Source organism: Streptomyces sp. NPDC094147 (genome assembly GCF_044764265.1).
GTDB lineage: Bacteria > Actinomycetota > Actinomycetes > Streptomycetales > Streptomycetaceae > Streptomyces.
In genome coordinates this window covers 123653-145589 of the sequence record NZ_JBIWHT010000002.1, presented here as the reverse complement: position 1 = coordinate 145589, position 21937 = coordinate 123653, and the positions used below count along the sequence as shown (strand labels likewise).

20 protein-coding genes are annotated in these 21937 nt (G+C 71.1%); 4 read left to right on the top strand and 16 right to left on the bottom strand.

The window, feature by feature from the left end:
- Positions 1–4: 4 nt before the first annotated feature.
- The 8 genes from ACIQ8J_RS06075 to ACIQ8J_RS06040 form a co-directional block, all read right to left on the bottom strand.
- Positions 5–2617: a SpoIIE family protein phosphatase gene (locus ACIQ8J_RS06075; RefSeq protein WP_403267237.1), complete on the bottom strand. Its 2613-nt coding sequence runs from the start codon at positions 2615–2617 to the stop codon at positions 5–7.
- A 167-nt stretch (positions 2618–2784) separates the two neighbouring features.
- The gene (locus ACIQ8J_RS06070; RefSeq protein WP_403267240.1) at positions 2785–3189 is read right to left on the bottom strand and encodes an ATP-binding protein; all 405 of its coding nucleotides are present in this window, start codon (positions 3187–3189) and stop codon (positions 2785–2787) included.
- A 93-nt stretch (positions 3190–3282) separates the two neighbouring features.
- Positions 3283–3684 carry a (deoxy)nucleoside triphosphate pyrophosphohydrolase gene (locus ACIQ8J_RS06065; RefSeq protein WP_403267243.1) on the bottom strand — a complete coding sequence of 134 codons (402 nt, stop codon included), beginning with the start codon at positions 3682–3684 and terminating at the stop codon, positions 3283–3285.
- A 46-nt stretch (positions 3685–3730) separates the two neighbouring features.
- Positions 3731–3913 (bottom strand): SPOR domain-containing protein, encoded by a 183-nt coding sequence (locus ACIQ8J_RS06060; protein ID WP_403267246.1) that lies wholly within the window; start codon positions 3911–3913, stop codon positions 3731–3733.
- A gap of 283 nt (positions 3914–4196) precedes the next feature.
- Positions 4197–4949, bottom strand: coding sequence for a GntR family transcriptional regulator (locus ACIQ8J_RS06055; protein WP_403267249.1), 753 nt, complete (start codon positions 4947–4949; stop codon positions 4197–4199).
- Positions 4950–5105: 156 nt separating this feature from the next.
- Positions 5106–6353, bottom strand: coding sequence for a DUF4190 domain-containing protein (locus tag ACIQ8J_RS06050; protein WP_403267251.1), 1248 nt, complete (start codon positions 6351–6353; stop codon positions 5106–5108).
- Positions 6354–6502: 149 nt separating this feature from the next.
- Positions 6503–6985 (bottom strand): cupin domain-containing protein, encoded by a 483-nt coding sequence (locus ACIQ8J_RS06045; RefSeq protein WP_403267254.1) that lies wholly within the window; start codon positions 6983–6985, stop codon positions 6503–6505.
- 115 nt (positions 6986–7100) lie between these two features.
- Positions 7101–7952 carry a carbon-nitrogen hydrolase family protein gene (locus ACIQ8J_RS06040; RefSeq protein ID WP_403267257.1) on the bottom strand — a complete coding sequence of 284 codons (852 nt, stop codon included), beginning with the start codon at positions 7950–7952 and terminating at the stop codon, positions 7101–7103.
- A 171-nt stretch (positions 7953–8123) separates the two neighbouring features.
- On the opposite strand from ACIQ8J_RS06040, the gene ACIQ8J_RS06035 reads away from it, so the two are divergent.
- Positions 8124–8309 (top strand): hypothetical protein, encoded by a 186-nt coding sequence (locus tag ACIQ8J_RS06035; RefSeq protein ID WP_403267260.1) that lies wholly within the window; start codon positions 8124–8126, stop codon positions 8307–8309.
- 117 nt (positions 8310–8426) lie between these two features.
- Here the strand turns inward: ACIQ8J_RS06035 and ACIQ8J_RS06030 are convergent, their stop codons facing one another.
- The 5 genes from ACIQ8J_RS06030 to ACIQ8J_RS06010 all read right to left on the bottom strand — a co-directional run bounded on the left by ACIQ8J_RS06030 (position 8427) and on the right by ACIQ8J_RS06010 (position 13921).
- Positions 8427–11384, bottom strand: a complete 2958-nt coding sequence (locus ACIQ8J_RS06030) for a trypsin-like peptidase domain-containing protein (RefSeq protein WP_403267262.1) — start codon at positions 11382–11384, stop codon at positions 8427–8429.
- The gene (locus ACIQ8J_RS06025) at positions 11374–11685 is read right to left on the bottom strand and encodes a trypco2 family protein (RefSeq protein WP_403267265.1); all 312 of its coding nucleotides are present in this window, start codon (positions 11683–11685) and stop codon (positions 11374–11376) included. The genes ACIQ8J_RS06030 and ACIQ8J_RS06025 overlap by 11 nt, the downstream gene beginning before the upstream one ends.
- Before the next feature lie 118 nt (positions 11686–11803).
- The gene (locus ACIQ8J_RS06020; RefSeq protein WP_403267268.1) at positions 11804–12484 is read right to left on the bottom strand and encodes a RibD family protein; all 681 of its coding nucleotides are present in this window, start codon (positions 12482–12484) and stop codon (positions 11804–11806) included.
- Positions 12485–12495: 11 nt separating this feature from the next.
- Positions 12496–12894 carry a 6-pyruvoyl trahydropterin synthase family protein gene (locus ACIQ8J_RS06015; protein ID WP_403267271.1) on the bottom strand — a complete coding sequence of 133 codons (399 nt, stop codon included), beginning with the start codon at positions 12892–12894 and terminating at the stop codon, positions 12496–12498.
- Positions 12895–12997: 103 nt separating this feature from the next.
- Positions 12998–13921, bottom strand: a complete 924-nt coding sequence (locus ACIQ8J_RS06010) for a zinc-binding alcohol dehydrogenase (RefSeq protein WP_403267777.1) — start codon at positions 13919–13921, stop codon at positions 12998–13000.
- A gap of 554 nt (positions 13922–14475) precedes the next feature.
- On the opposite strand from ACIQ8J_RS06010, the gene ACIQ8J_RS06005 reads away from it, so the two are divergent.
- From ACIQ8J_RS06005 to ACIQ8J_RS05995, 3 genes are read left to right on the top strand one after another with little or no spacing between them, the layout of a single operon-like run.
- The gene (locus ACIQ8J_RS06005; RefSeq protein ID WP_403267274.1) at positions 14476–15417 is read left to right on the top strand and encodes an ABC transporter ATP-binding protein; all 942 of its coding nucleotides are present in this window, start codon (positions 14476–14478) and stop codon (positions 15415–15417) included.
- Complete coding sequence (locus tag ACIQ8J_RS06000) at positions 15414–16778, top strand: ABC transporter permease (protein WP_403267277.1); 1365 nt, start codon at positions 15414–15416, stop codon at positions 16776–16778. Before ACIQ8J_RS06005 ends, ACIQ8J_RS06000 begins: the two co-directional genes overlap by 4 nt.
- Positions 16779–16782: 4 nt before the next feature.
- Positions 16783–19533: an alkaline phosphatase family protein gene (locus ACIQ8J_RS05995; RefSeq protein WP_403267280.1), complete on the top strand. Its 2751-nt coding sequence runs from the start codon at positions 16783–16785 to the stop codon at positions 19531–19533.
- Positions 19534–19754: 221 nt separating this feature from the next.
- Here ACIQ8J_RS05995 and ACIQ8J_RS05990 read toward each other — a convergent pair whose 3' ends face one another.
- The 3 genes from ACIQ8J_RS05990 to ACIQ8J_RS05980 all read right to left on the bottom strand — a co-directional run bounded on the left by ACIQ8J_RS05990 (position 19755) and on the right by ACIQ8J_RS05980 (position 21876).
- Positions 19755–20699 (bottom strand): NADP-dependent oxidoreductase, encoded by a 945-nt coding sequence (locus ACIQ8J_RS05990; RefSeq protein ID WP_403267283.1) that lies wholly within the window; start codon positions 20697–20699, stop codon positions 19755–19757.
- A 137-nt stretch (positions 20700–20836) separates the two neighbouring features.
- Complete coding sequence (locus ACIQ8J_RS05985) at positions 20837–21529, bottom strand: HAD family hydrolase (protein ID WP_403267286.1); 693 nt, start codon at positions 21527–21529, stop codon at positions 20837–20839.
- An 86-nt stretch (positions 21530–21615) separates the two neighbouring features.
- Positions 21616–21876: an acyl carrier protein gene (locus ACIQ8J_RS05980; protein WP_403267290.1), complete on the bottom strand. Its 261-nt coding sequence runs from the start codon at positions 21874–21876 to the stop codon at positions 21616–21618.
- Between the last annotated feature and the right edge of the window lie 61 nt (positions 21877–21937).

Below are 21937 nucleotides of genomic sequence, written 5' to 3'. Positions count from 1 at the left end.
CCCCTCAGAACATGCTCAGGATCTGCTCCTCCGTGAGCTCCACCGGCCCCGACTCCCCGTCCGGCAGGGCGAGTTCGAACCAGACCGTCTTGCCGCGCGGGGTGCGGCGGGCGCCCCAGGCCGCGCTGAGCAGGCCGACCAGCTGGAGGCCTCGGCCGCCCTCGTCGGTGTCGCGGGCCCTGCGCCGCCTCGGCTGCACCAGGCCCGCGTCCCACACCTCGCACACGAGCGTACGGTCGCGCAGCAGGCGGAGCCGGATCTCTCCGTCGCCGTAGCGCAGGGCGTTGGTGACGAGCTCGCTGACCAGCAGTTCGGTCGTTTCCACCAGGCCGTCGAGGTCCCAGGCGAGCAGCTGGGCGCGGGCCAGTTCGCGGGCGCGGCCCACCGAGCGGGGTTCGCGCGGCAGCCGCCAGTCGCCGACCGCGTCCGCGGGCAGGCCCTGGATGCGGGCGAGCAGCAGGGCGATGTCGTCCTCGCCGTGCCGGGTGTCGAGGGAGCCGAGCACCTGGTCGCAGACGTCCTCCAGGGGCCGGTCCGGGTCGGTGAGGGTCTTGCGGAAGGCGTTGAGCCCCTCGTCGAGCGGATGGTCGCGGGACTCGACCAGGCCGTCGGTGTAGAGGGCGAGCAGCGCGCCCTCGGGCAGTTCGACCTCGACCTCCTCGAAGGGCTCGCCGCCGACGCCGAGCGGCAGCCCCGGCGGCACGTCCAGGAGCATGGCGGGCTCTCCCGGGTCGTCGCCCGGCTCGACCAGGACGGGTGGCAGGTGGCCGGCGTTGGCGAAGGTGCATCTGCGGGTGACCGGGTCGTAGACGGCGTACACACAGGTCGCGAGGTACACCTCGGAGAGGTCGGCGTCGCGGGACTTGTGGGAGACCCGGGGTGCCTGCTGGGTGCCTCCGGGGGCGCCGAGACCGCGGGCGATCTCGTCCAGGTGCGAGAGCACCTCGGCCGGTTCGAGGTCGAGCTGCGCCAACGTCCGTACGGCGGTGCGCAGTTCGCCCATGGCGACGGCCGCCCGCAGTCCGCGGCCCATGACGTCGCCGATGACGAGTGCGGTGCGGTGGCCCGGCAGCTCGATGACGTCGAACCAGTCGCCGCCGACCTCGGACTCCGCGCTGCCGGGCAGATAGCGGCAGGCGATGTCGAGCCCGGCGGCCTCGGGGTCGCCGGGCGGGAGCAGGGAGCGCTGGAGGATCAGCGCGCGTTCGTGCTCCCTTCGGTAGAGGCGGGCGTTGTCGATGCAGACGGCGGCACGCGAGGCGAGCTCGGTGGCCAGCGCCCGGTCGCGCTCGCCGAACGGCTCGCTCCCCTTCGCGCGGGCGAACTGCACCAGGCCCACCACGGTGTCGTGGGCGACCATCGGGACGGCGAGGGTGGTGTGCACGAGGCTGCGGTCCGCCCCGGGCACGGTGTGCACCCGGGCGGTGCGCAGGGCGCGGGCGTACGGGGAGTGGAAGGGGTAGCGGTGCAGGTCCCCCACGCCCACCTCGCCTTCGCCGCCTTCTGCGCCTTCTGCGCTCCCTTCGCCGCCCGAGGCGCCTGCACCACTTGAGGCACCGGAAGCACTCGAAGCGCCCGCCAGCGGGCCCTCCGGGACGGCGCTGGCGACCGCGACCCGGCGCAGTTCGCCGCGCCCGTCGGCCTGGCCCGGCGCGGGTTCCCCGCCGGCCAGGAGGCTCTGGTAGAGGTCGACCGAGGCGAGGTCGCAGAAGCCGGGGACGGTGATGTCGAGGAGTTCGCGGGCGGTGGTCTCCAGGTCGAGCGAGTTGCCCATCCGGGCGCCCGCCTCGTTGAGGAGGGCCAGGTTGCGGCGGGCGTCGGCGGCCTCGCGGGCCGCGTTGTGACGGCGGGTCACATCGATGCCGAGCCCGGCGACCCCGATGGGGCGGCCGGTGCCGCTGTGCACCCGGTAGAGGTTGATCGACCAGTGCCTGTGGTCGGTGCCCCCGGGGGCGGAGCCGACGATCTGCAGGTCGGTGACGGACTCGCCGGTGTCCAGGACCCGGCGCAGGGCGGCCGACATCCGCTCGGCCTCGGGGCGGGAGAGGTAGTCGTGAACGGTGTGACCCCGGTGCTCCTCGGGGGCGCCGCCGAAGACGGTGGCGAACCGCTGGTTGGCGCGCAGCACCGTGAGATCCGTACCGAACAGCAGGAAGCCATAGGGAGATTGACCAAAAATTGCCTGCGAGGCGGCCAGGTCGGTCTCGATACCGCGCAGGGCGCGTACGTCCACGACGATACAGAGCGCGGCACGCTCGTCGGTGGCCGTCCGGCTCGGCATGACGTAGAGCTCGGCGAGGCCCTGCGGGCGTTCGCCGCACGCGGGTGAGGGCAGGCGGAACGGGACGACGCCCGTCCACTCCTTGCCGTCCAGTATCTCGGCGACCCGGAGATGACCGCGCGGGCGCAGCTCGGACGGCATGAACGCCTCCACGGGATCGCGCCCGATCACGGCGGCCGCGGCCAGGCCGAACTGTTCCTCGGCCCGCAGGCTCCACTGCTCGATCAGTCCGTCGGGCCCGATCGAGAACGAGGCGACGCGGATGTAGTCATAGATCGAGCCAGGCGGGCTGCTCTGCCACACGACATCGCCAGCCGTCTCAGGTATCTCGCTCACGCGACCGTCCCCTCCAGCTCACCGCACCGGACCGGCCTTGACCGCAGTATTCAGCACTACGGCCCCAGCCGACACGGCGTTCACGATCACATCCCGGTCTCGTTCTTTTCCAGCCGTTGTCGACGGGGTGCCGTCCGGGGGTTGTGATCGTCCGTCCCTCCCTCCTTCTAACCAGACAGAGCCAGCTCGAACCACACGGTCTTGCCCGTTCTGCCCCGCCGGGTCCCCCAGCGGCGGGCCGAGCAGGCCACGAGCTGTATGCCCCGGCCCCCTTCGTCGTCGATGTCCGCGACGCGTTCCACGGGCGCATCCGGAAGCGGATCGGAGACCTCCACGAGGAGGACGGCACCGTCGAGCCGGTCCAGCCGGACCCCGATGGGCCCCGAGGCGTGCCGCAGCGAGTTGGTCACCAGCTCGCTGACCAGGAGCACGGCCACGTCGACGGCCGCCGCGTCGAGGGCCCAGCCGCGCAGGGCGTCCCGGACGGCGTGCCTGGCGGTCCGTACGGCTCCCGGTTCTGCAGGGAAGGTCCACTCGGCACACTCGCCCGAGGTGTCGATCACGCCGATCACCCGACATCCGGTGGTTCGGGGGTTTAGAAACGATTAATAGCCACATACCCGGTATTTGGGACTGACTATCCCCAAGTGGGGCGCATCGTGGTACTAACGGCGCAAAGTTCCGAGGATTCGCATGGCTTCCGCGACCGCCGGACGGTCCTGGGGCAGCCAGTCGACGGCGTCGGCGTCCTCGGGCGCGAGCCAGCGCAGTTCGTCGTGGTCCTGGAGCGGCCGGGGCTCGCCGTCGAGCAGCCGCGCGGTCCAGGCGTGCAGGACGAGGCCCGGCCTGAGCGGCCACTCCCCCGCGATCCGCTCCAGCGCCTCGGTCTCGATGCCGAGTTCCTCGCGCAGTTCCCGTACGAGGGCCTGCTGCGGGCTCTCCCCCGGTTCCACCTTGCCGCCGGGCAGCTCCCAGCGGCCGGCCAGCTCGGGCGGGGCGCTGCGGCGGGCGGCGAGCAGACGCCCCTGGTCATAGACGGCTCCGGCCACCACGACGGTCTGGTTCATGCGCCGGAGCGTAACGCGCGCCCCTGATTCCCCCCTGCCGGGGGCGCTACGGCTGGGCGGGAGCGGCTATCCGCTCGACCCAGTAGAGCTGCTTGTGCCCGCGGTGGTCGAGGCTGTCCGCGATGCGCTGGGCCTCGGCCTGCGTGGCGTACTTGCCGACGCGGTATTGGTTGCCGTTGTCGTCCTGGCGTATCACCTGCCAGACGAGCACAGCGCCACTGTCGTTCATCGCACCTCTCCCGGCATCGGCGTGCAGGTCGGCGAGCTTCCCCAGGAAACCGCATTCCGCATATGCCCGAGCGTACGCCTGACCTTTACTGAGCGGATACGGGTTTACACAAAGAGATACGAATTCGGTCATCGACGGCACGCCGAAGAGGGGGCGCACCCAGGAGATGCGCCCCCTTCACCCGCCGCACGAATCACCTGAGACGCACGGTAACTCGCCTTGTGGTTACGGGAGTTGAGCCTGACTCAGTTCACGGTGACGGCCACCTCGGGCCGAACTCGGCTCATTTCACGGGCAGGTGGTACGAGATCCGGTAGCGGTCGGCCGGGACCACGACATCGGCCGTCTCGACCGCGAGGCCCGAGGCGTAGTACGTCCGCTCGATGACCAGGACGGCGTGCCCGGGGACCCCGCCGAGCGTCAGGAGCTCCTCCGCAAGCCCCGGGCGCGCGCCGACCTCCTCGACCACGTTGTCCACCACGATGTCGATCGCGGCCATCCGCTCGACCACCCCGCAGCCGCCGAGCGGCCCCTCCTCGGGCAGCATCACGGGGCTGCGGCCGGTGACGGCCAGCGGTTCCCACGAGGTGGACAGCATCATCTGCTCGCCCGCGTCCCGGAACACGTACCGCGTGCGCATGACGCGGTCGCCGGGGCGGATGCCGAGCCGCTTGGCGATCCCGGCGGTCGCCTCCTCCTGCTCGCTGGAGGACTCCCAGGTGCCCCGCGCGGCCTCCTCGGCCTGCTCCTGGCGGAACGGGGTCGCGCCCTTCGACGGCCGGTAGCCGGAGCGGGCGATCCGGCGCGGCACCGGGCGCTCGCGCACATACGTGCCCGAGCCGGAGCGGCCCTCGACCAGACCCTCGGCCATCAGCACCTTGCGGGCTTCGAGGGCCACGGTGTCCGAGACCCCGTACTCCTCGCGGATCCTGGCCTGCGAGGGGAGACGGGTGTGCGGCGGCAGCGAACCACTCACGATCTTCTGCCTCAGATCGCTGGCTACGCGCAGATAGGCCGGCTGCTCACCGAATGTCACTGGCCACTCCCATCAGGTTGACAATCTGCAACAGCGTGGCAACCGTGGGTTCTGGACCGCAAGCAAAGGCCAAACATTCACCCGAAGTGATGATTCGCCGTTACCCAGGGCGTACCCGCGGTATAGCGGATACGTTCTGCCCCCTTCGAGGCCTGCTCAGACGCTTTTGGAACCACCGGTTCCGGAACCGCCGCCGGATCCCGAATCGCCGCCGGAGTGGTCGTCGGCGGGCGGCGGGGTCGTCGCGAGGCCGAGCGTGCCGCGTGCGGCGATCTCGGTGGACTGCCTCATCGCCTTGTCCGCCACCGCGGAGTGCTGGTAGAAGCTGTCCGCGTCGGCGGCGTCGGCCGCCTTCGCCCACTCCTTCTGCGCGGCCTTCAGCCCGTCGATGTACGGCCGCACCCCGTCGAGGTGCCCCGGGGACCAGCCGTGCGCGTCCAACTGCCGCGTCTGCTCGGCCAGTACGCCGGACGTCCGCCCGGCCCAGGCCTTGAACCCGGGGAGGTCGTTCTCGACCCGGTCCTGGTCGGGGGCCTTCGCCATCGCACGGTCGAAGGCGTTGGCCGCCTTCAGGAAGGCGATCTGATCGCCGTCGAGCGTCGAGGAGTCGTTGCGCACCGACCCTTCGAGCTTGCCGCCGTGCGCGGCGAACGCGCAGGTCACGCTGTGGTCGCCGAGCCCCCAGCTCTGCTTGCTCGGCGTGTAGTAGTACGGCCCGGCCGTGGCGGGGATCTTCCACCGGTCCATGGCGTACGTCTGCTCAAGGTCCCAGCACTTCGAGTCGGCCTCGGCCGAGATCGCGCTCTCGCCCGGGTAGCTGCCGGTGGCGGTGAGCCGGAACGAGCCGGACACCTCGGCGTCGTGCCTGCCGCCGCACGGCACGATCCGTACGGAGACGACCTCGCGCTCCAGCTTGCCGCCCGGCACGTCGAAGCAGTCGCCCGAGCGCAGGTCGAGCGTGCTGCGGGACTTCGAGCCGACGCCTGAAGCGGAGCCGTTCCAGCCCGACTTGAAGTCCCGCCAGCCGCTGGTGAGTCCGCCGGTCGCGATCGAGACGACCAGCAGAAGCGTGCTGATCGCCGACAGGACGACCCCGGCGATGGCCATGCCCTTGCCGCGCTGCCCCTTCTTCTTGATCTGCCCGAGGGCGACCGCGCCCAGGACCAGACCGAGCGGGGGTATGCAGCACAGGACGCCGGCGATGAGGGAGCCGATGGCCAGACCGCTGACGGGCGGCTGCTGCGGCGCCGCCGGATACGGATACCAGGGCCCGCCGTTCATCGGCTGCCCCGGGTACGCGCCCGGATAACCCCCCGGCACCTGGTTCTGCTGAGGCCAGCCGTACCCCGGCCCCGGCTGCGGCTGCGGGGGCTGCCCAGGCGCGGGCGGCGGCGGTATCTCCACGGGTACGGTGCTCCTCATCGGGCCGGTCGAACGGCGAACTGCTGCGCGAATGCGCATCGTACGCGGGCGACGAGGGGGCACCGGGGGGCGGTACGGGGCGGGCGGGCCGGGCGCGTTCAGCCCCTCAAGCCCGTCCTTCCGTCCGTCCGTCAGTCAGTCCAGTACGTGTCGTGCCGGATGAAGAACTCGGTGCGTTCCTCCGCGCTCATCTGCGCGATCGTCCCGACCTTCTCGAAGTACTCCTCGCGCGGGGCGCCCGGCGCGAACAGGAGCAGCATGGAGGCGGCGGCGTCCGAGTCGTTGCGGAAGCCGTGCAGGCCGCCGGTCGGGACGTACAGGAAGTCGCCCTTCTCGGCCTCGATCCACTGCTCGCCGTTGTAGAGGCGGACCGTGCCGTCGAGGATGAAGAAGGTCTCGGAGATCGTGCGGTGGAAGTGGGTGCTCGGGCCACCGGCACGCGGCGCCATGTCGAGCCGGTAGAGCCCGAACTCGCCCTGGGTGGACTCGGTGGTGGCCAGGTAGTGCGTACGGCTGCCGTTCGGCGCGCTCAGCTCGGCAGGGGTGTCCACCGGGCGGAACACGGCGTTGATCTCGCCCTTCTCACCGAAGTACCTGGGCTCGGGGTACGACATGTGCGGCTCCTCTGGGTCGGGTTTCCGCGCCCACTGTGGCGCATTTGATGCGCGTACGGGAGTCCGGGAGCCGGGCGGCGCGAGGGCAGCCGGATGCGCGTGAGGCCGGAACCGGTCACATCAGAACGGCCCGCGTCCGTACCAGCGAGCGCGGCGCGGTCGCGGTGTCGTGCAGGTCCCGCAGCATGGGCTCCGCCTCCCGCGCCGCGCGCAGCCGTTCCGGGAGCAGGTCGGCGAAGACGAGCTCCTCGTCCGTGAGACCGGCCTCGGCGACGACGCGCCCGTCCGGCCCCCACACCGCGCTGCTGCCGCAGGTGCGCCAACCCCCGGTGATCCCGATGTGGTTGGAGAGGACGGCGTACACGGTGTTGTCGAAAGCCCGCGCCGGGAACCAGATCCGCGACTCGTGATACCCGTTGCCCTCGCTGAAGAGCGCGCCGACGACGTACGCGTGGCAGCCGTCGAGCGCCGCCGCGCGGGCGTGCTCGGGGAATCCGGAGTCGTAGCAGACCCCCAACCCCAGCCGCCAGCCGCCCACTTCGAGCGTGGCCCCGGCGCGGCCCTGCCGGTAGAACGCGCGCTCGGCCTTGAACAGGGCCTGCTTGTCGTAGCGCCCGACGACCCCGGTGCCGTCGATGACGAGGGCCGAGACGAGCAGCTCTCCACCGTCCTGTACGGCGGCCCCCACCACGGCGGTGACCCCGCTCGCCCGACAGGCCTCGGTCATGGGGGCGAGCCGGGGGTCGTCCGGCCGCACGGCACACCGCTCGGGATCGGCCCGGATGAGCTCGGGCTCGTACCCGCTGAGGAACTTCTCGGGAAACACGACGACCCGCGCCCCACCGTCTCCGGCCGCCCGAACCATCCGCGCCACAACAGCCGCGTTGACCTCGACCTCCCCCGACACGGCCTGCGCCTGAGCCGCGGCGATACGGAGGGGCTGGGAGGGAAGCTCGAATTCGATCACGGACCTCGACCCTACCCTTCCGCCCCCACCGGGGTCCCGGGCCCCGAGAACTGTCCGTAACCGTCGGAAATGCAGGTAATGTCCCGCCGTGCCACGCTGGTCGAGGCCCGAGGAGCCGCGGGAAGAGCCCCGGCTTCCGCCCCCTCACACCCCCTCTAGGAGTGAACCTCGATGGGCATCAAGGACCAGTTCAACGACAAGGCGCAGAACCTCAAGGAAAACGCCAAGCAGGCGGTGGGCTCGAAGAAGGACGAGGCACAGGAGCGGGCGCGCCAGTCCAAGGAGAAGAACCAGGAGGAGACCCTGCGCGCCCAGCAGGAAGCGCAGGACCGCTTCGACCAGGACTACGACGTCTGACGCGACGCGCTCCAGCCGGCGAGTCCAAGTGGCGCACCCGCGACACCGGGTGCGCCGCTTTCGCGTGTCCGGTCGCACCAGTCGTTGCCCCTCGGGGCACGCCAAGCGCCAGGTGATTCAGCCCTCGCGCAGCTGCCGGGCGTGGGCGGTGAGCCAGGCGGGGGCGATGACTTCGGCGTTGCCGTCGAGTGCGACGGCCGCCCGGGTCAGCGCGTCGGCGGCGGCCAGCGGGGCGTCGGGGAGGGCGCGGGCCGCCTCGGCCAGGGAGTGGGCCGCTGCCTCCTGGGACGCTCCGGCGATCCGGAGGGCGGCCGAGGCGCGTTCGGCGGTGGTGGCGGCCTGCTCGCGGCGGCCGTCGCACCAGTACGCCCAGGACAGGTTGAGCAGGCAGACGCCCTCGGCGCGGGGGTTCTCCATCAGCGAGGCCTCACGGAGGGCTTCTTCCAGGATCGCAGCGGCCCGAGCCGGGTCGTCGAGCGCCAGGAGCGCGACGCCCTGCGCGTTCAGTGCGTACGCGATCGCCTCCCGGCTGCCGGCGGCGCGGTAGGCACGGGCCGTCTCGACGCCCGCGTCCACGGTTTCCTCCCAGCGTTCGAGCGTGAGCAGGGCGATGGTGCGGGCGTTGCCCGCGCGCGCGATGGTGAGCGGGTCGCCGCCGGCGCGGGCGAGTTCGGTGAGACGGTCGGCGCCGGTCAGTGCGCTCGCGCCGTCGCGGCGGTAGCTGTGGGCGAGGCTGAGGGAGAGCAGCGCGTGCACCTCGTGCTCGTTGTCGCCGAGCTCGTGCGCGAGGTCGGCGGCGCGGGCGAGCGGGCCGACGGCGTCGTCCAGTCGGCCCAGCTGTCGCTGGGCGTCGCCGAGGCCGAACAGCGCGCTGCGCAGCGCGGGCCGGTCACCCAGGCGCTCGGCGAGGGCCGCCGCTTCGGTGAAGAGCTCGACGGCCTGCTCCATCGGGCCGGCGCTGAGCCGGGCGTGCCCGTACGCGACGGTGTGGGCGAGGCGTACCCGCTCGTCACCGATGTGCCCCTCGACGGCGAGGTGCATCGAGACCGCGGCGAGCACCGAGCCGTGCCAGACGAGCCATTCGCTGATCTCGTTCAGCACCAGCGCGGCGCCGTCGTGGTCGCCGGCGCGCACCAGGTGGTCGAAGCGCCGCTGCTGCGGCTCCAGGTCGGTCGGCGTCCGCCAACTGCCGCTCGGCAGCGTCCGGCGCGCGTACCAGGATGCGATCTGCCGCTCCACTGCCTGCCTCCGGAAGGGGCCGTCCTCGGGGAACTGTTCGCGGGCGATGTCCGCGTCCAAGGGATGCAGGGCCAGCGTACGGCGCGCCCGGTCCACCGAGACCAGGTGCATGCGGACCAGGGACATGAGGATGGGGGCCACGCTCAGACTCGGGTCGAGCCCGTCCACGATCTCTTCGACCACCTGCTGCTCGACGGGGGTGCGCAGGGCGGCAAGGACGCCGAGGACGTCACGTGCCGGCTGGTCCAGCCGCTCGTAGCGGCCCGCGGCGAGGTCGGCGACGACCGCGCCGCGACGGGTGAAGTCCTTCAGTACGTCCCTGAGGCTGGGCAGGAGCACCGAGTCGTCGGCGACCGCGCCGACGAGGAGTTCCAGCGCACGGGGAACGCCGTGGACGCGGACCGCCGCATCGAGCAGTTCCTCGTCGGACAGGTCCGCTATGCCGAGGCTGCCGTCCCGGTCGAGTTCGCGCAGCAGCGCGGCCGCCTCGGCCGGTCGCAGTCCCTCGGAGAGCTCCACGTGGGCGGCGAAGCGCCGCAGTTCGGGCGCGAGGCGCACCGGGACCTGACTGGTGACGAGGAGACGCGGGGTGCCGCGGACCCGGAAGAGGCAGTCGAGGAACATCGCGAGGCCCTGGTCGGCGATGCTGCCGTCGTCGTGGAGCAGGTCCTCCAAGTTGTCCAGGAGGATGACGACGAGCCGGTCGCCCATGGCCTCGAACAGTTCGGCCAGCCGGTCGCGCACCGTGGTGTCGGCGGTCCACATCTCGCGCAGACGCGCCTCCTGGTCGGGGTCGAGCAGGCGGGCGCAGTCGAAGTAGAGCCGCTCCAGGGAGATCCCCGACGTGCGGGTGGAGAGGTTGACCAGGCCGTACGGGACCGGCCCCCGGTCCGGGCCGGGCCACTCGCCGCGGTCGAGCAGGTCCATGACCTTCGCGGCGAGCGCGCTCTTTCCGATGCCGCGGCGCCCGGTCACGGTCACCATGCGGACGGCGGGATCGCTCAAGTGCCGGGCGATCGCGTCGCGTTCGCCGGTGCGGTTCTTGAACAGCTCGATGCCGTACGCGACGGGGACCCCGACCACCCGCACCCCGCCGGCCCGCACCTCGTGCGACGCCGTCGGCTCGGCGAGCGGCAGGGCCGCCGGGTCGGGGATCGCGAGCAGCCGCGCGAGTTCGGCGCGGGGCTCGGCGCCGAGCCGGCGCAGGGCGTGGTCGAGACGGACGGCGGTGAGCCGGCCCGCCCCCTCCGGACGGTGATGTTCGGCGACCACGCCGACGATGCGGCCGCCGGCCCACACCGCGGCGCCGGACATCCCCGCCCACGGTGAGGTGTCCGGGTCCGGGTCGGCACCGGCCGGTGCCACGGTCATCTCCAGCGTGCCGGTGCGGAGGTTGGAGAGCGCCGCCACGGTCCCGTCCGCCTGGTGCAGTTCGCGGAAGGACCCTCCGTCGGGGCGGCGGCGCCGTTTCCACAGCGGGAACCCCGCCGCGTGCACGTCGATCACGCCGTGGCGGTCGTCGGCGATGCGCCCGAACCGTGCCGGTTCAACGGCCGCCGGGGTCGTCGCCGGTGGCACGACGGTCAGCACCGCCAGGTCGTTCTCCTCGTCCGCCCAGGCTACGGCGGCGGGAGCCGACCACTCTCCGGTCCGGTCGGCGTCGCACCGTACGCGCACGTCGGTGGCGTCGGCGACCACATGGGCGGCGGTGAGGACGGCGCTGCCGGAGATCCGGTAGCCGGAACCGCGCCGCTTGCCGCCGTGCGTTCCGACGATGATCTCGGCGATCCGGTGCGGGTCGAGCCCGGGTCCGTCAGCCGGCGGGTCAGTCCTCATCGGGCAGTTCGGCGCCCGAGATCAGCGCGGGTCTGTCGGACGCGTCGCCGCTCACCGGCTGGAGGGTGAGCGTGATCCGCTGCAAGGCGGTGTTCGCGCTGCGCGCGCTGGCGCCGACGTCGAACACCCAGAACCGCACCTTGGCCCCCGGTTCGCGGCTCCGCTCCACCCCTACCGTGAGTTCGAGTTCGAGCCGCTCCGCCCGGAAGCGCAGCCCCTCGCCGTCCCCGGCCGCCATCGCCCGACTCAGCTCGCTCCGCAACTGGGCGATCATGTCCGCCAGTTCCACCGCGTCGTCCACCTGCGGATCCCCCGTCCCACCCCGCGCCGCCCGGCAAGTGCCGCGCCGATCATACCCAGGCCGGTTCAACTACACTCCAGATAGGCCGACTTCGGCAGCTTCCACCCGAAGTGCGTTGTCACTCCCGGGACTTGGGGGCGTAGCGCAGCAGCACCACGTCGCCGATCGGGCGCGCCTCCAGGAGTTTCATACGGGCCGTGGGGCCACCGGGATACGAGGCCGGGGCCAGGAATTTCGGTGCGGCGGCCTCGCCCACCAGCAGTGGGGCGATGACCAGGTGGAGCTCGTCGGCCAGATTCCCCGCCAGGAACTGGGTGTGGATCGTGCCACCCCCCTCCACGAGGAGCCTGCGCACCCCCCGCCGGCCGAGCTCGTCCAGGACCAGGGGCCAGTCGAGGACGGGGCCGGTGCTGACGACCTCGGCAAGCGCCCCCAGGGAGCGACGGGCCTTGTCCACCGCGCCGTCCACCGTGAAGACCAGCTTCCCACCTCCGCAGTGCCAGAACGGCAGAACGGCGTCGAGTTCACCGGACGCGGTGACGGTGACCTTCAGCGGATGCTCCGGCCTGCCGGCGGCGATCCGCCGTGCCCGCCCTTCGGCGCTCTTCACCAGCAGGCGCGGGTTGTCCTTGCGCAGGGTGGTGGCGCCGATGAGGACGGCGTCGGCCGCGGCGCGTTCACGATCGACACGGTCGAGGTCCAGGTCGTTGGAGAGTACGAGCCGCTCGCGGGCGGTGTCGTCCAGGCGGAAGTCCACGGAGACGGCCGCCGACAGCAGCACGTACGGGCGTATGGCCATGGCGGGGGCGATCAGAGCGCGCGGTGGTGGCTCGCCCACGCGATGTGCGACTCGTGGAGCTGCACCGTGATACCGGCCAGCGCACGGGCGCCCTCGCCCAGAGCACCCTCATGGACACGGCCGGCGAGGCGGTCCGCTATGACCTTGGCCAGGAACTCCGTGGTGGTGTTGGTCCCGGCGAAGGCGGGGTCTTCGTCCAGATTCCGGTAGGAGAGCGCACCGACGATCCCACGCAGCTCGGTGGCGGCAAGCCCCATGTCCACGACTATGTTGTCGGCGTCCAACTCCGCACGCTGAAACGTGGCGTCGACCAGATAGGTCGCCCCGTGCAGGCGCTGCGCGGGGCCGAAGACCTCGCCGTGAAGACTGTGAGCGATCATGAGGTGCTCGCGAACCGTGACGGTGAACAAGACTTCTCCGGGAGATCGGTGTCGGGTGGGGTCGGCGGATGCGGGGCGGCGGTTCCGGTCAGTGGGAGTGGGTCGGTCGGTACGGACCGGTCAGCGGGATCGATCAGGGGGAGTCGTAGCGGATGCGGTGGCAGAGTCCGGGCAGTCGGCCCGTGGCGATCTCGGCCATCACCTGCGGGAGTTCGTCGAAGTCGGATTCGCCGGTGATCAGTACGTCGAAGAGCGGGTCCGTCAGGAGATCGAGCGCCAGGCCCAGGCGGTCGGCGGGGGTGTGGCGCCCACGCCGCTGCGGCGGGATGGCGCCCACCTGACTGCTGCGGAGCACCAGGCGCCGGGAGTGGAAGAACTCGCCGAGCGGAAGGGCTATCGGCTGGTCGCCGTACCAGCTGAGATCCACCACGGAGCCCTCGGGGGCGAGGAGTTCCAGGGAACGTACGAGTCCGGCCTGGGTGGCGCTGGCGTGGAAGACGAGATCGCAGTCGTCCGCCGCCTGCGCGGGGTGGGCGAAGGCCACTCCGAGCGCGGCGGCGAACTCCGCGCGGGCCGGATCGACGTCCACGAGTTGCACGTGGAGGCCGGGGAACCGGGCCAGCAGGGCCGCCACGCAGGAGCCGACCAGGCCCGCGCCCACCACCGCGACGCGGTCTCCGATACGCGGTGGCGCGTCCCACAACGCGTTGAGTGCCGTCTCGACGATGCCGGCCAGCACGGCGCGCTCCGGCGGCACGGCTTCGGGAACCGGCGCGAGGGCTTCGGCCGGGACGGTGAAACGATTCTGGTGGGGGTACAGGCAGAAGACGGTCCGGCCCAGCAGCCGGGCGGGCCCCGCCTCGACGTGGCCGACGTTGAGGTAGCCGTACTTGACGGGCCCGGGGAAGTCGCCTTCCTGAAAGGGAGCCCGCATGGCCCCGTACTGGCTGGCGGGAACGCGACCGTTGAAGACCAGCGATTCCGTGCCGCGGCTCACGGCGGAGTACAAGGTCCGGACTACGGCCTCGCCGTCAGCGCCCTCGCCGTGGGCGGGCAGGCAGGCAGGCGGGCGGGCGGGCGGGCGGGCAGGCAGGCAGGCAGGCAGGCAGGCAGGCAGGCAGGCAGGCAGAGGTAACGATCTCACCGTGTCCGGGAGTTACCACCCAGAAGGAACGTATGGGGCCCTGCACGACCGATCCTCTGCTAGGGGCGATCCGCCTGGGGACCGTCGAGCGGTGTGGGACTTTCGGCGCCAAGTGGTCCAGTGGGCCGCGATGTTGGCCGTACGGGTCCGGCGCTCGTCACCCCTCGGGGCCGAGGAGTCCCGGCGATCCTAGACGATCACACTGACGTGCGAGGTGTACCGGATCTCCGGGATCTGCAAGGCGTACCCGATGACTTCCGGCCCGAGGCCCGCCGGTTCCCCGAGGCTGCCCGCCTCCCCGCCGACGCGGACACCGGACGCACCAGGCGCCGGATGAGAAGGCGCCGCCCGGTCCATCGGCGCGGCGAATGTCGGCCGTCTCGCGTTCCCGGAACGTTCAACTCGCTGTTCCTGCTTGCGCTTTGTGGCGTCCCTAAGTTCCCTGGAGGCTTCGAAAGAAGGGACCCATGGACGCACTCCTTTCCATCCGGGCACACGGGATCACCAAATGCTTCGGCGACGTCGTCGCACTCGACGGCATCGATCTGGATGTGGCACAGGGGCAGATACACGGTCTGGTCGGGCCGAACGGCGCCGGCAAGACCACGCTGCTCGGCCTCCTGCTGGGTCTGGCCGTCGCCGACAGCGGCCGTCTGGAGATCCTGGGTACGCCGGTGGGGCGGAAGCCGGCCGCCCCTGACGGTGTCGCCGGCTTCGTGGACGGGCCCGGTCTCTACCCCTCGCTCACCGCCCGGCAGAACCTCGCCGCGATGGCCGCGCTCCGCGGCAGCGACGCGCGGACAGCGGGAATCGACGACGTGCTCGACCAGGTCGGGCTCACCGACGTCGCCGACGACCGGACCCGCGGTTTCTCCCTCGGCATGCGTCAGCGGCTCGGGCTCGCCGCCGCCCTGCTCACCAAGCCCCGGCTGCTCGTGCTGGACGAGCCGTCCAACGGCCTCGACCCGGCCGGCCAGAAACACGTCCACGGTGTCCTCACCCGGCTCGCGGCGAACGGAACCACCGTGGTGCTTTCGAGCCACCGCATGGACGACCTCGAAGCGCTGTGCTCCGAGGTCACCATCCTCGCCACCGGACGGGTCGTCTTCTCCGGCCCGCTGAGCAAGCTGGCCACCGAGAACCGTGAACTCGACTACCGGCTCCTCGCCTCCGACCGGCAGGCCGCCCGCCGGGTGGCTGTCAGCACCGCCGGGGTGCACGTCCTCGAAGACGCGGGGGCCCGGCACGACGCCGAGCGGCTCGTCGTGCGCGCGCTGGTGCCCGCCCTCGACGAACTGGTGGCGGGGCTCGTGCACGCGGGCATCGCGGTGCGCGAGCTCACCCCCGTGGTGTCCCCGCTCGAAGCCGCGTTCCTCGCCCTCACCGAGCCGCAGGAGGAGGGCAGATGATCTCGGCCACAGTCAACGCCCCTGCCGCCGTTGCCAGTCGCGTCTCGGTGCCGCGCTGCTACCGCTTCGAGCTGGTCAAACTGGTTTCGCAGTGGCGGATCCGGCTGCTGGTCCTGGCCTGCTGGATCGCACCGGCGCTGTTCGTCGCGGCGGTGGGCCAGCAGAGCACGCTCCCCTCGGACACCCTGTTCGGTCGCTGGATGCACGCCACGGGGTGGGCCGGACCGCTGGTGCTGCTCGGCTTCTCGGGCACCTGGGCGCTCCCGCTGCTGACCTCGCTGGTCGCCGGCGACGTGTTCGCCTCCGAGGACCGGCTCGGCACCTGGCGCCACCTGCTCGTGGTGGTCCGGTCGCCCCGACGGATCTTCGTGGCGAAGTCGCTGGCCAGCCTCACCGTCATCCTGCTGCTCGTGGCCGGGCTGGCCTGTTCCGGCGCGGTCGGCGGGGTCCTGGCGGTCGGCAACCAGCCGCTGGTCGGCCTCGACGGGCACCTGCTGGCGCCTTCGGACGCCGCCGGGAAGGTCCTCCTCGCCTGGATGTGCGCGCTCGCCCCGACGTTGGCCCTCGCCGCGATCGGACTGCTCGGGTCGGTCGCGCTGGGACGGTCCCCGATGGGGCTGCTGCTGCCCGCGGTCGTCGCGCTCACGATGCAGCTCGCCCAGATGCTGCCGCTGCCCGTCGCCGTACGACTCGCGCTGCCCAGCTACGCCTTCATCGCCTGGAACGGTCTGTTCGCCGATCCGGCGCAGGTCGGCCCGCTGCTGATCGGCATCGCCGTCGACCTGGTGTGGGCCGTGCTCGCGACCGCGCTGGCCTATCTGCTGTTCCTGCGGCGCGACTTCACCGACCTGGCCTACGACGGCTCCGGGCGCCGCGCGCTCACCACCGCGCTGCTGCCGCTGGTCGCACTGGGCGCCCTCACGGTCACGGCCGTCGCCGTGGCGTCCCCGACCCCGTTGACGGGTTCCGGAATCGAGCAGGACAAGGTGCAGCGGTCGGTCGCCACGGCATTCGCCCACCTCTACCGCATGCAGACCAAGCAGCTCAACCGCCCCGACGTCACCGAGGCGCAGCTGCGGGCCACGGCGGCGTGCAACAAGGGCGCCGGCCAGGTCGCGGCCGAGGGGCCGGGCAACGACTGGCGTTGCGTCGTCTCCTGGCATCTGCCCGGCGTCGAGACCACGGGCACGGCCATCTACCAGCTCGATGTCGCCGCAGACGGGCGGTTCGTGGCCGATGGCGACGGACCGAAGGAGGTGAACGGCTTCTTCCTGGTACGGACCCCGGCCGGGGACGCACCGAACCCGCTCTGGCAGTTCGACGCCAACGTCGAACTGCTCTCCACCACCCCGAAGGGATGACGCCATGCAGATAACGCGCCGCCGTCGACAAGTCGAGAACGAGTACTTCGTCCTGCTCGGCAGACGGGTCGGCCGCCGGGCAACGCTGGTCACGGCATGCATCACCACGGCCGCCCTGGCCGCCGGCACCGCCGTCGCCGAAACGCGCCAGTTCGGCACCGAGCAGGTCGGCCAGGTCACCGCCAAGGGCCAGGTCATCTCCAGCGACCAGTACATCGCCCCGTACGGCAGCCGCACCGTCCTCAACGACGGCAAGATCATGTCGTCGACGGTCAGCCCGGACGGCCGCCACCTCGCGGCCGCGGTCACCGACGGTGATGCGGCGCTGGTCGTCGTGGACCTCAAGACCGGGCAGGTGAAGCAGCGCGTCGGCAGCTCCTCGGCGGACGACCTGCGCATCACCAGCGGCGCCGTCGGCCAGGAAGGCCCGACATACTCGCCCGACGGCTCGCAGCTGTGGCTGGGCCAGGCCGACGGCTACACCAGGTTCACCGTGAACCCGGACGGCACCCTCTCCCACCCGACGGCCGTCCCGATCCCGGTCCAGGGCACCCAGCACGCCCTGGTGGGTGCGGCGGTGTTCTCGGCCGACGGCTCCACCGTGTACGCCGCCGTCAACGGCCAGAACCGCGCGGTCGCCATCGACACGGCCACCGGGACCGTCAAGCACAGCTGGGCCGTGGGCAACGCCCCGCGCGACATGGTCCGGGTCGGCAACAAGATCTACGTCAGCAACGAGGGCGGACGACCGGCGAAGCCCGGCGACTCCACGCTCAACTCCTACGGCACCCAGGTGCCGGCCAGCCCGGTGACCGGTGCCACCACCACCGGCACGGTCAGCGTCATCAACCTGGCGAACCCGTCCGCCGCCGTCGGGACCGTCGGCGTCGGTCTGCACCCGACCGCCGTGTACGCCAAGCGCGGGGCGGTGTTCGTCACCAACACCGCCGACAACACCGTGTCGGTCATCAACACCGCCAACGACAAGGTCGTGCAGACCATCTCCACCCAGCCGTGGCCGCAGGCGTCGGTCGGCTACGAGCCCAACGCGGTGACACTCACCGACGACGGTCACCTGCTGGTGACGCTCGGCCGCGCCAACGCCGTCGCCGTCTACCGGTACGCGACCCCGCAGGAGCCGGTCAGTTACGTCGGCCTGCTCCCGACGGACTACTTCCCGGCGGAGATCGCCACGGCCGGCAACAAGGTGGTGGTCTCCAACACCCGTGGCATCGACGCCCGCCGCCCCGACAGCGCCGGCCACGGCACCCACGACACGACGTCGAGCCTGACGCAGTTCACGCTGCCCAGCGACCGTGTCATCAGGTCCGAGACCGCCAAGGTCTTCCGGCAGAACGGCTGGAGCGAGGACGCGGTCGCGCTGGCCGACAAGAGCAGCAGGGCGAAGCCGGTGCCGGTCCCGGCGCGGATCGGCGACCCCTCGACGATCAAGCACGTCTTCCTCATCGTCAAGGAGAACCGGACCTACGACCAGGTCTACGGCGACATCGCGAAGGGCAACGGCAACCCGTCGCTGACACAGTTCGGCGAGAACGTGACGCCCAACCAGCACGCGCTTGCCGAGCAGTTCGGGCTGTACGACAACACGTACGACATCGGCACCAACTCCGCCGAGGGCCACAACTGGCTCATGCAGGCCGACAATCCGGAGTACACCGAGTCCTCGGCCGGTGAGTACGCGCGCAGTTACGACACCGAGGACGACGCTCTGGGCCACCAGCGGACCGGCTTCCTGTGGACCGGTGCGCAGGCGGCGGGGAAGTCCGTGCGGGACTTCGGCGAGTTCCAGCAGTTCCTGACCAAGCCGGCGGCCGCGAGTTGGCAGAACCTGTACTGCGACGCCAAGAACATGGGCACGACCGGGCAGGGCACCGCCTACGCCCTGAACTCGTCCTCGCCGATCCCGTCACTCAACAGCGTGTCGGTGCCCGGTTTCCCGAAGTTCGACACCAGCGTCCCGGACATCTACCGGGAGCAGATCTGGAAGCAGGACTTCGAGAAGAACGGTCCGTCGAACCTGAACATGCTCTGGCTCTCCAGCGACCACACCGGCGGTCCGGCGGGCCCCGCCGCCCAGGTCGCGGACAACGACCTCGCGACCGGCAGGATCGTCGACGAGATCTCCCACAGCAAGTACTGGAAGGACTCGGCGATCTTCGTTGTCGAGGACGACTCCCAGGCCGGCCTCGACCACGTCGACGGCCACCGTGCGCCGATCCAGATCATCAGCCCCTGGGCCCAGCACGGCACCGTCGACAGCCACTACTACTCGCAGATCACGATGATCCGGACGATCGAGCAGATCCTCGGAATCCGCCCGATGAACCAGAAGGACAGCGCGGCCAGCCCGATGCGCGGGGCGTTCACCCGTCACCCGGACTCCACCCCGTTCAAGGCGCTGCCCAACCGGACCTCGCTGACCGACGGTCTGAGCACCCCGCCCCCCTGCGGTGTGGACACCCCGGCGCCGCAGGACCCCAAGGCGGTTGCCGTACCGGCGACCAAGGTGCCTGCCGACAAGCAGTCGCTCGCGGCGGAGTGGAACACCTGGAAGTCGAAGCAGCGGCTGACCGGCCCCCATGCCGTGCCCGACTTCGCGAACCCCGCGCAGATGAACCACTTCACCTGGTACCAGACCCACAACTGGTCGAAGCCGTACCCCGGCGAGAACACGATCTACGCACCGAACGACGTACCCGGCGCCTACATCCCGTCACCTGACTCCGACGGCTGACACACCCTGCTCGCACCACGGACCCGGCCCCACCGCCGGCCGACACCGCGAGAAGACATGGAAACGCCCCCTGACCTGCACTGGTGCGGGCCAGGGGGCGTGTGTGGGAACAGTTGGACGTTGAAGCGGTACACCTCTCGGCTGTGACCTGCGTCGACCGTCCGTCGCGGTACACCTCCTGGCGCCAAACTTCCCAGGCGCTGGGAGTGACTGACGCGGCGTCAGAAGGTGATGAGCTGGCGCCCTCGTACTCCGCCGTTCTCCAAGGCCCGGTGGGCAAGGTGGGCGTCCACCGGCTCGAACAGGCCGGCCACCCTCGGAGTGAGCAGCCCGCGCGCCGCGAGGTCCGCCATCTCGGCGAGGGCCTGTCGCTTGGGCTGGTAGTCGACGACATAGACGCGGTGGATGGTGATGTCCCGCTCGGTGTCGAGGTCGTAGGGGCGGACCTTGACGAGTTGACCGCCGTCGCGCACGAGCCCGAGGGCAGTGGTGCCGGTGACGGCAGCGTCGATCACCGCGTCCGCACCGTGCGGGAGCACCTCGCGGTAGCCGGCGATCCCCGCGGACCGGTCGACGACGTGGTCGGCGCCCAGTGCAGTGACCAGGTCCCGGTCCCGCTCGTATGCGGCCGCTATGACCTTGTGTCCGTGGTGCTTCGCGAGCTGGACGGCGTAGCCACCGACGGCACCGGTGGCGCCCGTGACAACGACCGTGGAACCCTTGGGCAGGCTGAGGACGGTGACCGCCTCGTGTGCGGTGAGGCCGTTCATCGGAAGCGTCGCGGCAGCGTGCAGGTCCACGGTGGGTGGGACCGCAATCGCGTCGGCGGCGTCGACGATGACGAACTCGGCCTGCGCACCGCGCCCTTCGGCGAAGGGATTGACGAACGCCATGACTTGCTCGCCGACTTGGAAGACTTGACCGGCATCGGTGGCGACTCCGACGGCATCGACGACGCCTGACACATCCATGCCGGGGACGTAGGGAGCGGTCAGGTGCTCGACGTAGGCGGCGACGGCGCCGGAGCGCAGCATCAGGTCGGTGGGGTTGACGGCAGCGGCGGCGGTGCGCACGCGGATCTGGCCGGGGCCCGGATCGGGGACCGGGAGTTCGGCGACGGTCAGGACGCCGGGTTCCCCGAAGGCGGGGATAGCAACGGCACGCATGCGGGGACCTTCGTTCTGCTCGGTAGTGGTGGCGCAAAGGTGTGGGGGGCGGGGTTCGGGATCCGTGGCGGCTCTTCATGGCGTGCGAACGGGTCCAGGCCGGACATGCGGGGGGGGCGGTCCGGACCGATCACGGCTCACTTCTGGAGGGGCGCGGTTTCAAGGGTTGCGAAGGGCAGCAGCAGCCAACCGCGGGCCTGGGCGGTCTTGCGCAGGTCGTCGTCTCCCCCAACCACCACGGCGTGTCCGGTCGTCTCCAGCATGGGCAGATCGGAGACGTGGTCGCCGTATGCGGTGCACTCGCCGAGGTCGGCCTGATGGACGGAGGCGGAGGTGCGGACGGCATCAGCCTTGCGCCGACCGATCATCGGCGGTGCGGCGAGCCGCCCCGTGTAGCGGCCCTGACTGATCTCTGGGGCCGTGCACCAGGTCTCGTCGATGCCCAGATGGGTGGCGATCGGCTTGAGGAGCGCGGGGAACGAGCCGGATACGAGGACCGTCATGTGCCCAGCTGCCTGGTGCTCGAACAGGGCTTTGACGGTGTACGGGTTGAAGTATCCGCTCTGGGAGAGCTCGGCCTGGAACCATTCCCGTGCCAGGTCTGCGACGTCGGCTGCGTGCGCGCCGGCGAGGTTGTCGAAGTAGGACCGGTTCGTCTCCTCTCGGGAGACTCCCATAGCGGTCATGGCCTTCAGCTTCTGCCGCGCCTGTTGGTAGGTCTGCGGCGGTTGCCCCGTGGCCGTCAAGTAGTAATCAAGGAATTGGAAGAGGCTGGTGCCGGTGGTGAGGGTGCCGTCGACGTCGAAGTACGCGATCCGGGTGCGTCCCATGACAAGTTCCTTCGGGTACGAGGAACAGCCCTCGGGGCGGGAGGTGGGGGCGGTACCTGGACCGCCCCGAGGGCTGGTGAACAGGATCAGGCGATGACGCCTTTGGAGACGAGGAGTTGAGCAGTCCGGGCCGCGTTGCCCGCACTCTTGAGCTCGTCGTCGCCGACCTCGACGCCGTACCTCTTCGTCAGGGCGACACCGACTTCGACCAGGACGAGAGAGTCGAAGCCGAGGAGTTCGAAGTCCGTCTGTCCGGTGGTCTCGGCGGGAGCTTCGTACTCGCTGATGAGGAGGTCCAGGACCTGGCGTTCGAGGCCGGAGATCGTGGGGGTGATGGCCGTGCTCATGGTGGTGTCCTTAATCGTTGTCGCGCGGGGTCGCCGAACGGCGGCCGCCGCAGGCGGAGTT

Coding starts and splice junctions, on each gene's coding strand:
- ACIQ8J_RS06065 (WP_403267243.1), bottom strand. CDS start 3,684: ATGAACCAGACCGTCGTGGTGGCCGGAGCCGTCTATGACCAGGGGCGT.
- ACIQ8J_RS06060 (WP_403267246.1), bottom strand. CDS start 3,913: ATGAACGACAGTGGCGCTGTGCTCGTCTGGCAGGTGATACGCCAGGAC.
- ACIQ8J_RS06045 (WP_403267254.1), bottom strand. CDS start 6,985: ATGTCGTACCCCGAGCCCAGGTACTTCGGTGAGAAGGGCGAGATCAAC.
- ACIQ8J_RS06035 (WP_403267260.1), top strand. CDS start 8,124: ATGGGCATCAAGGACCAGTTCAACGACAAGGCGCAGAACCTCAAGGAA.
- ACIQ8J_RS06030 (WP_403267262.1), bottom strand. CDS start 11,384: ATGAGGACTGACCCGCCGGCTGACGGACCCGGGCTCGACCCGCACCGG.
- ACIQ8J_RS06020 (WP_403267268.1), bottom strand. CDS start 12,484: ATGGCCATACGCCCGTACGTGCTGCTGTCGGCGGCCGTCTCCGTGGAC.
- ACIQ8J_RS06005 (WP_403267274.1), top strand. CDS start 14,476: ATGGACGCACTCCTTTCCATCCGGGCACACGGGATCACCAAATGCTTC.
- ACIQ8J_RS06000 (WP_403267277.1), top strand. CDS start 15,414: ATGATCTCGGCCACAGTCAACGCCCCTGCCGCCGTTGCCAGTCGCGTC.
- ACIQ8J_RS05995 (WP_403267280.1), top strand. CDS start 16,783: ATGCAGATAACGCGCCGCCGTCGACAAGTCGAGAACGAGTACTTCGTC.
- ACIQ8J_RS05990 (WP_403267283.1), bottom strand. CDS start 20,699: ATGCGTGCCGTTGCTATCCCCGCCTTCGGGGAACCCGGCGTCCTGACC.
- ACIQ8J_RS05985 (WP_403267286.1), bottom strand. CDS start 21,529: ATGGGACGCACCCGGATCGCGTACTTCGACGTCGACGGCACCCTCACC.
- ACIQ8J_RS05980 (WP_403267290.1), bottom strand. CDS start 21,876: ATGAGCACGGCCATCACCCCCACGATCTCCGGCCTCGAACGCCAGGTC.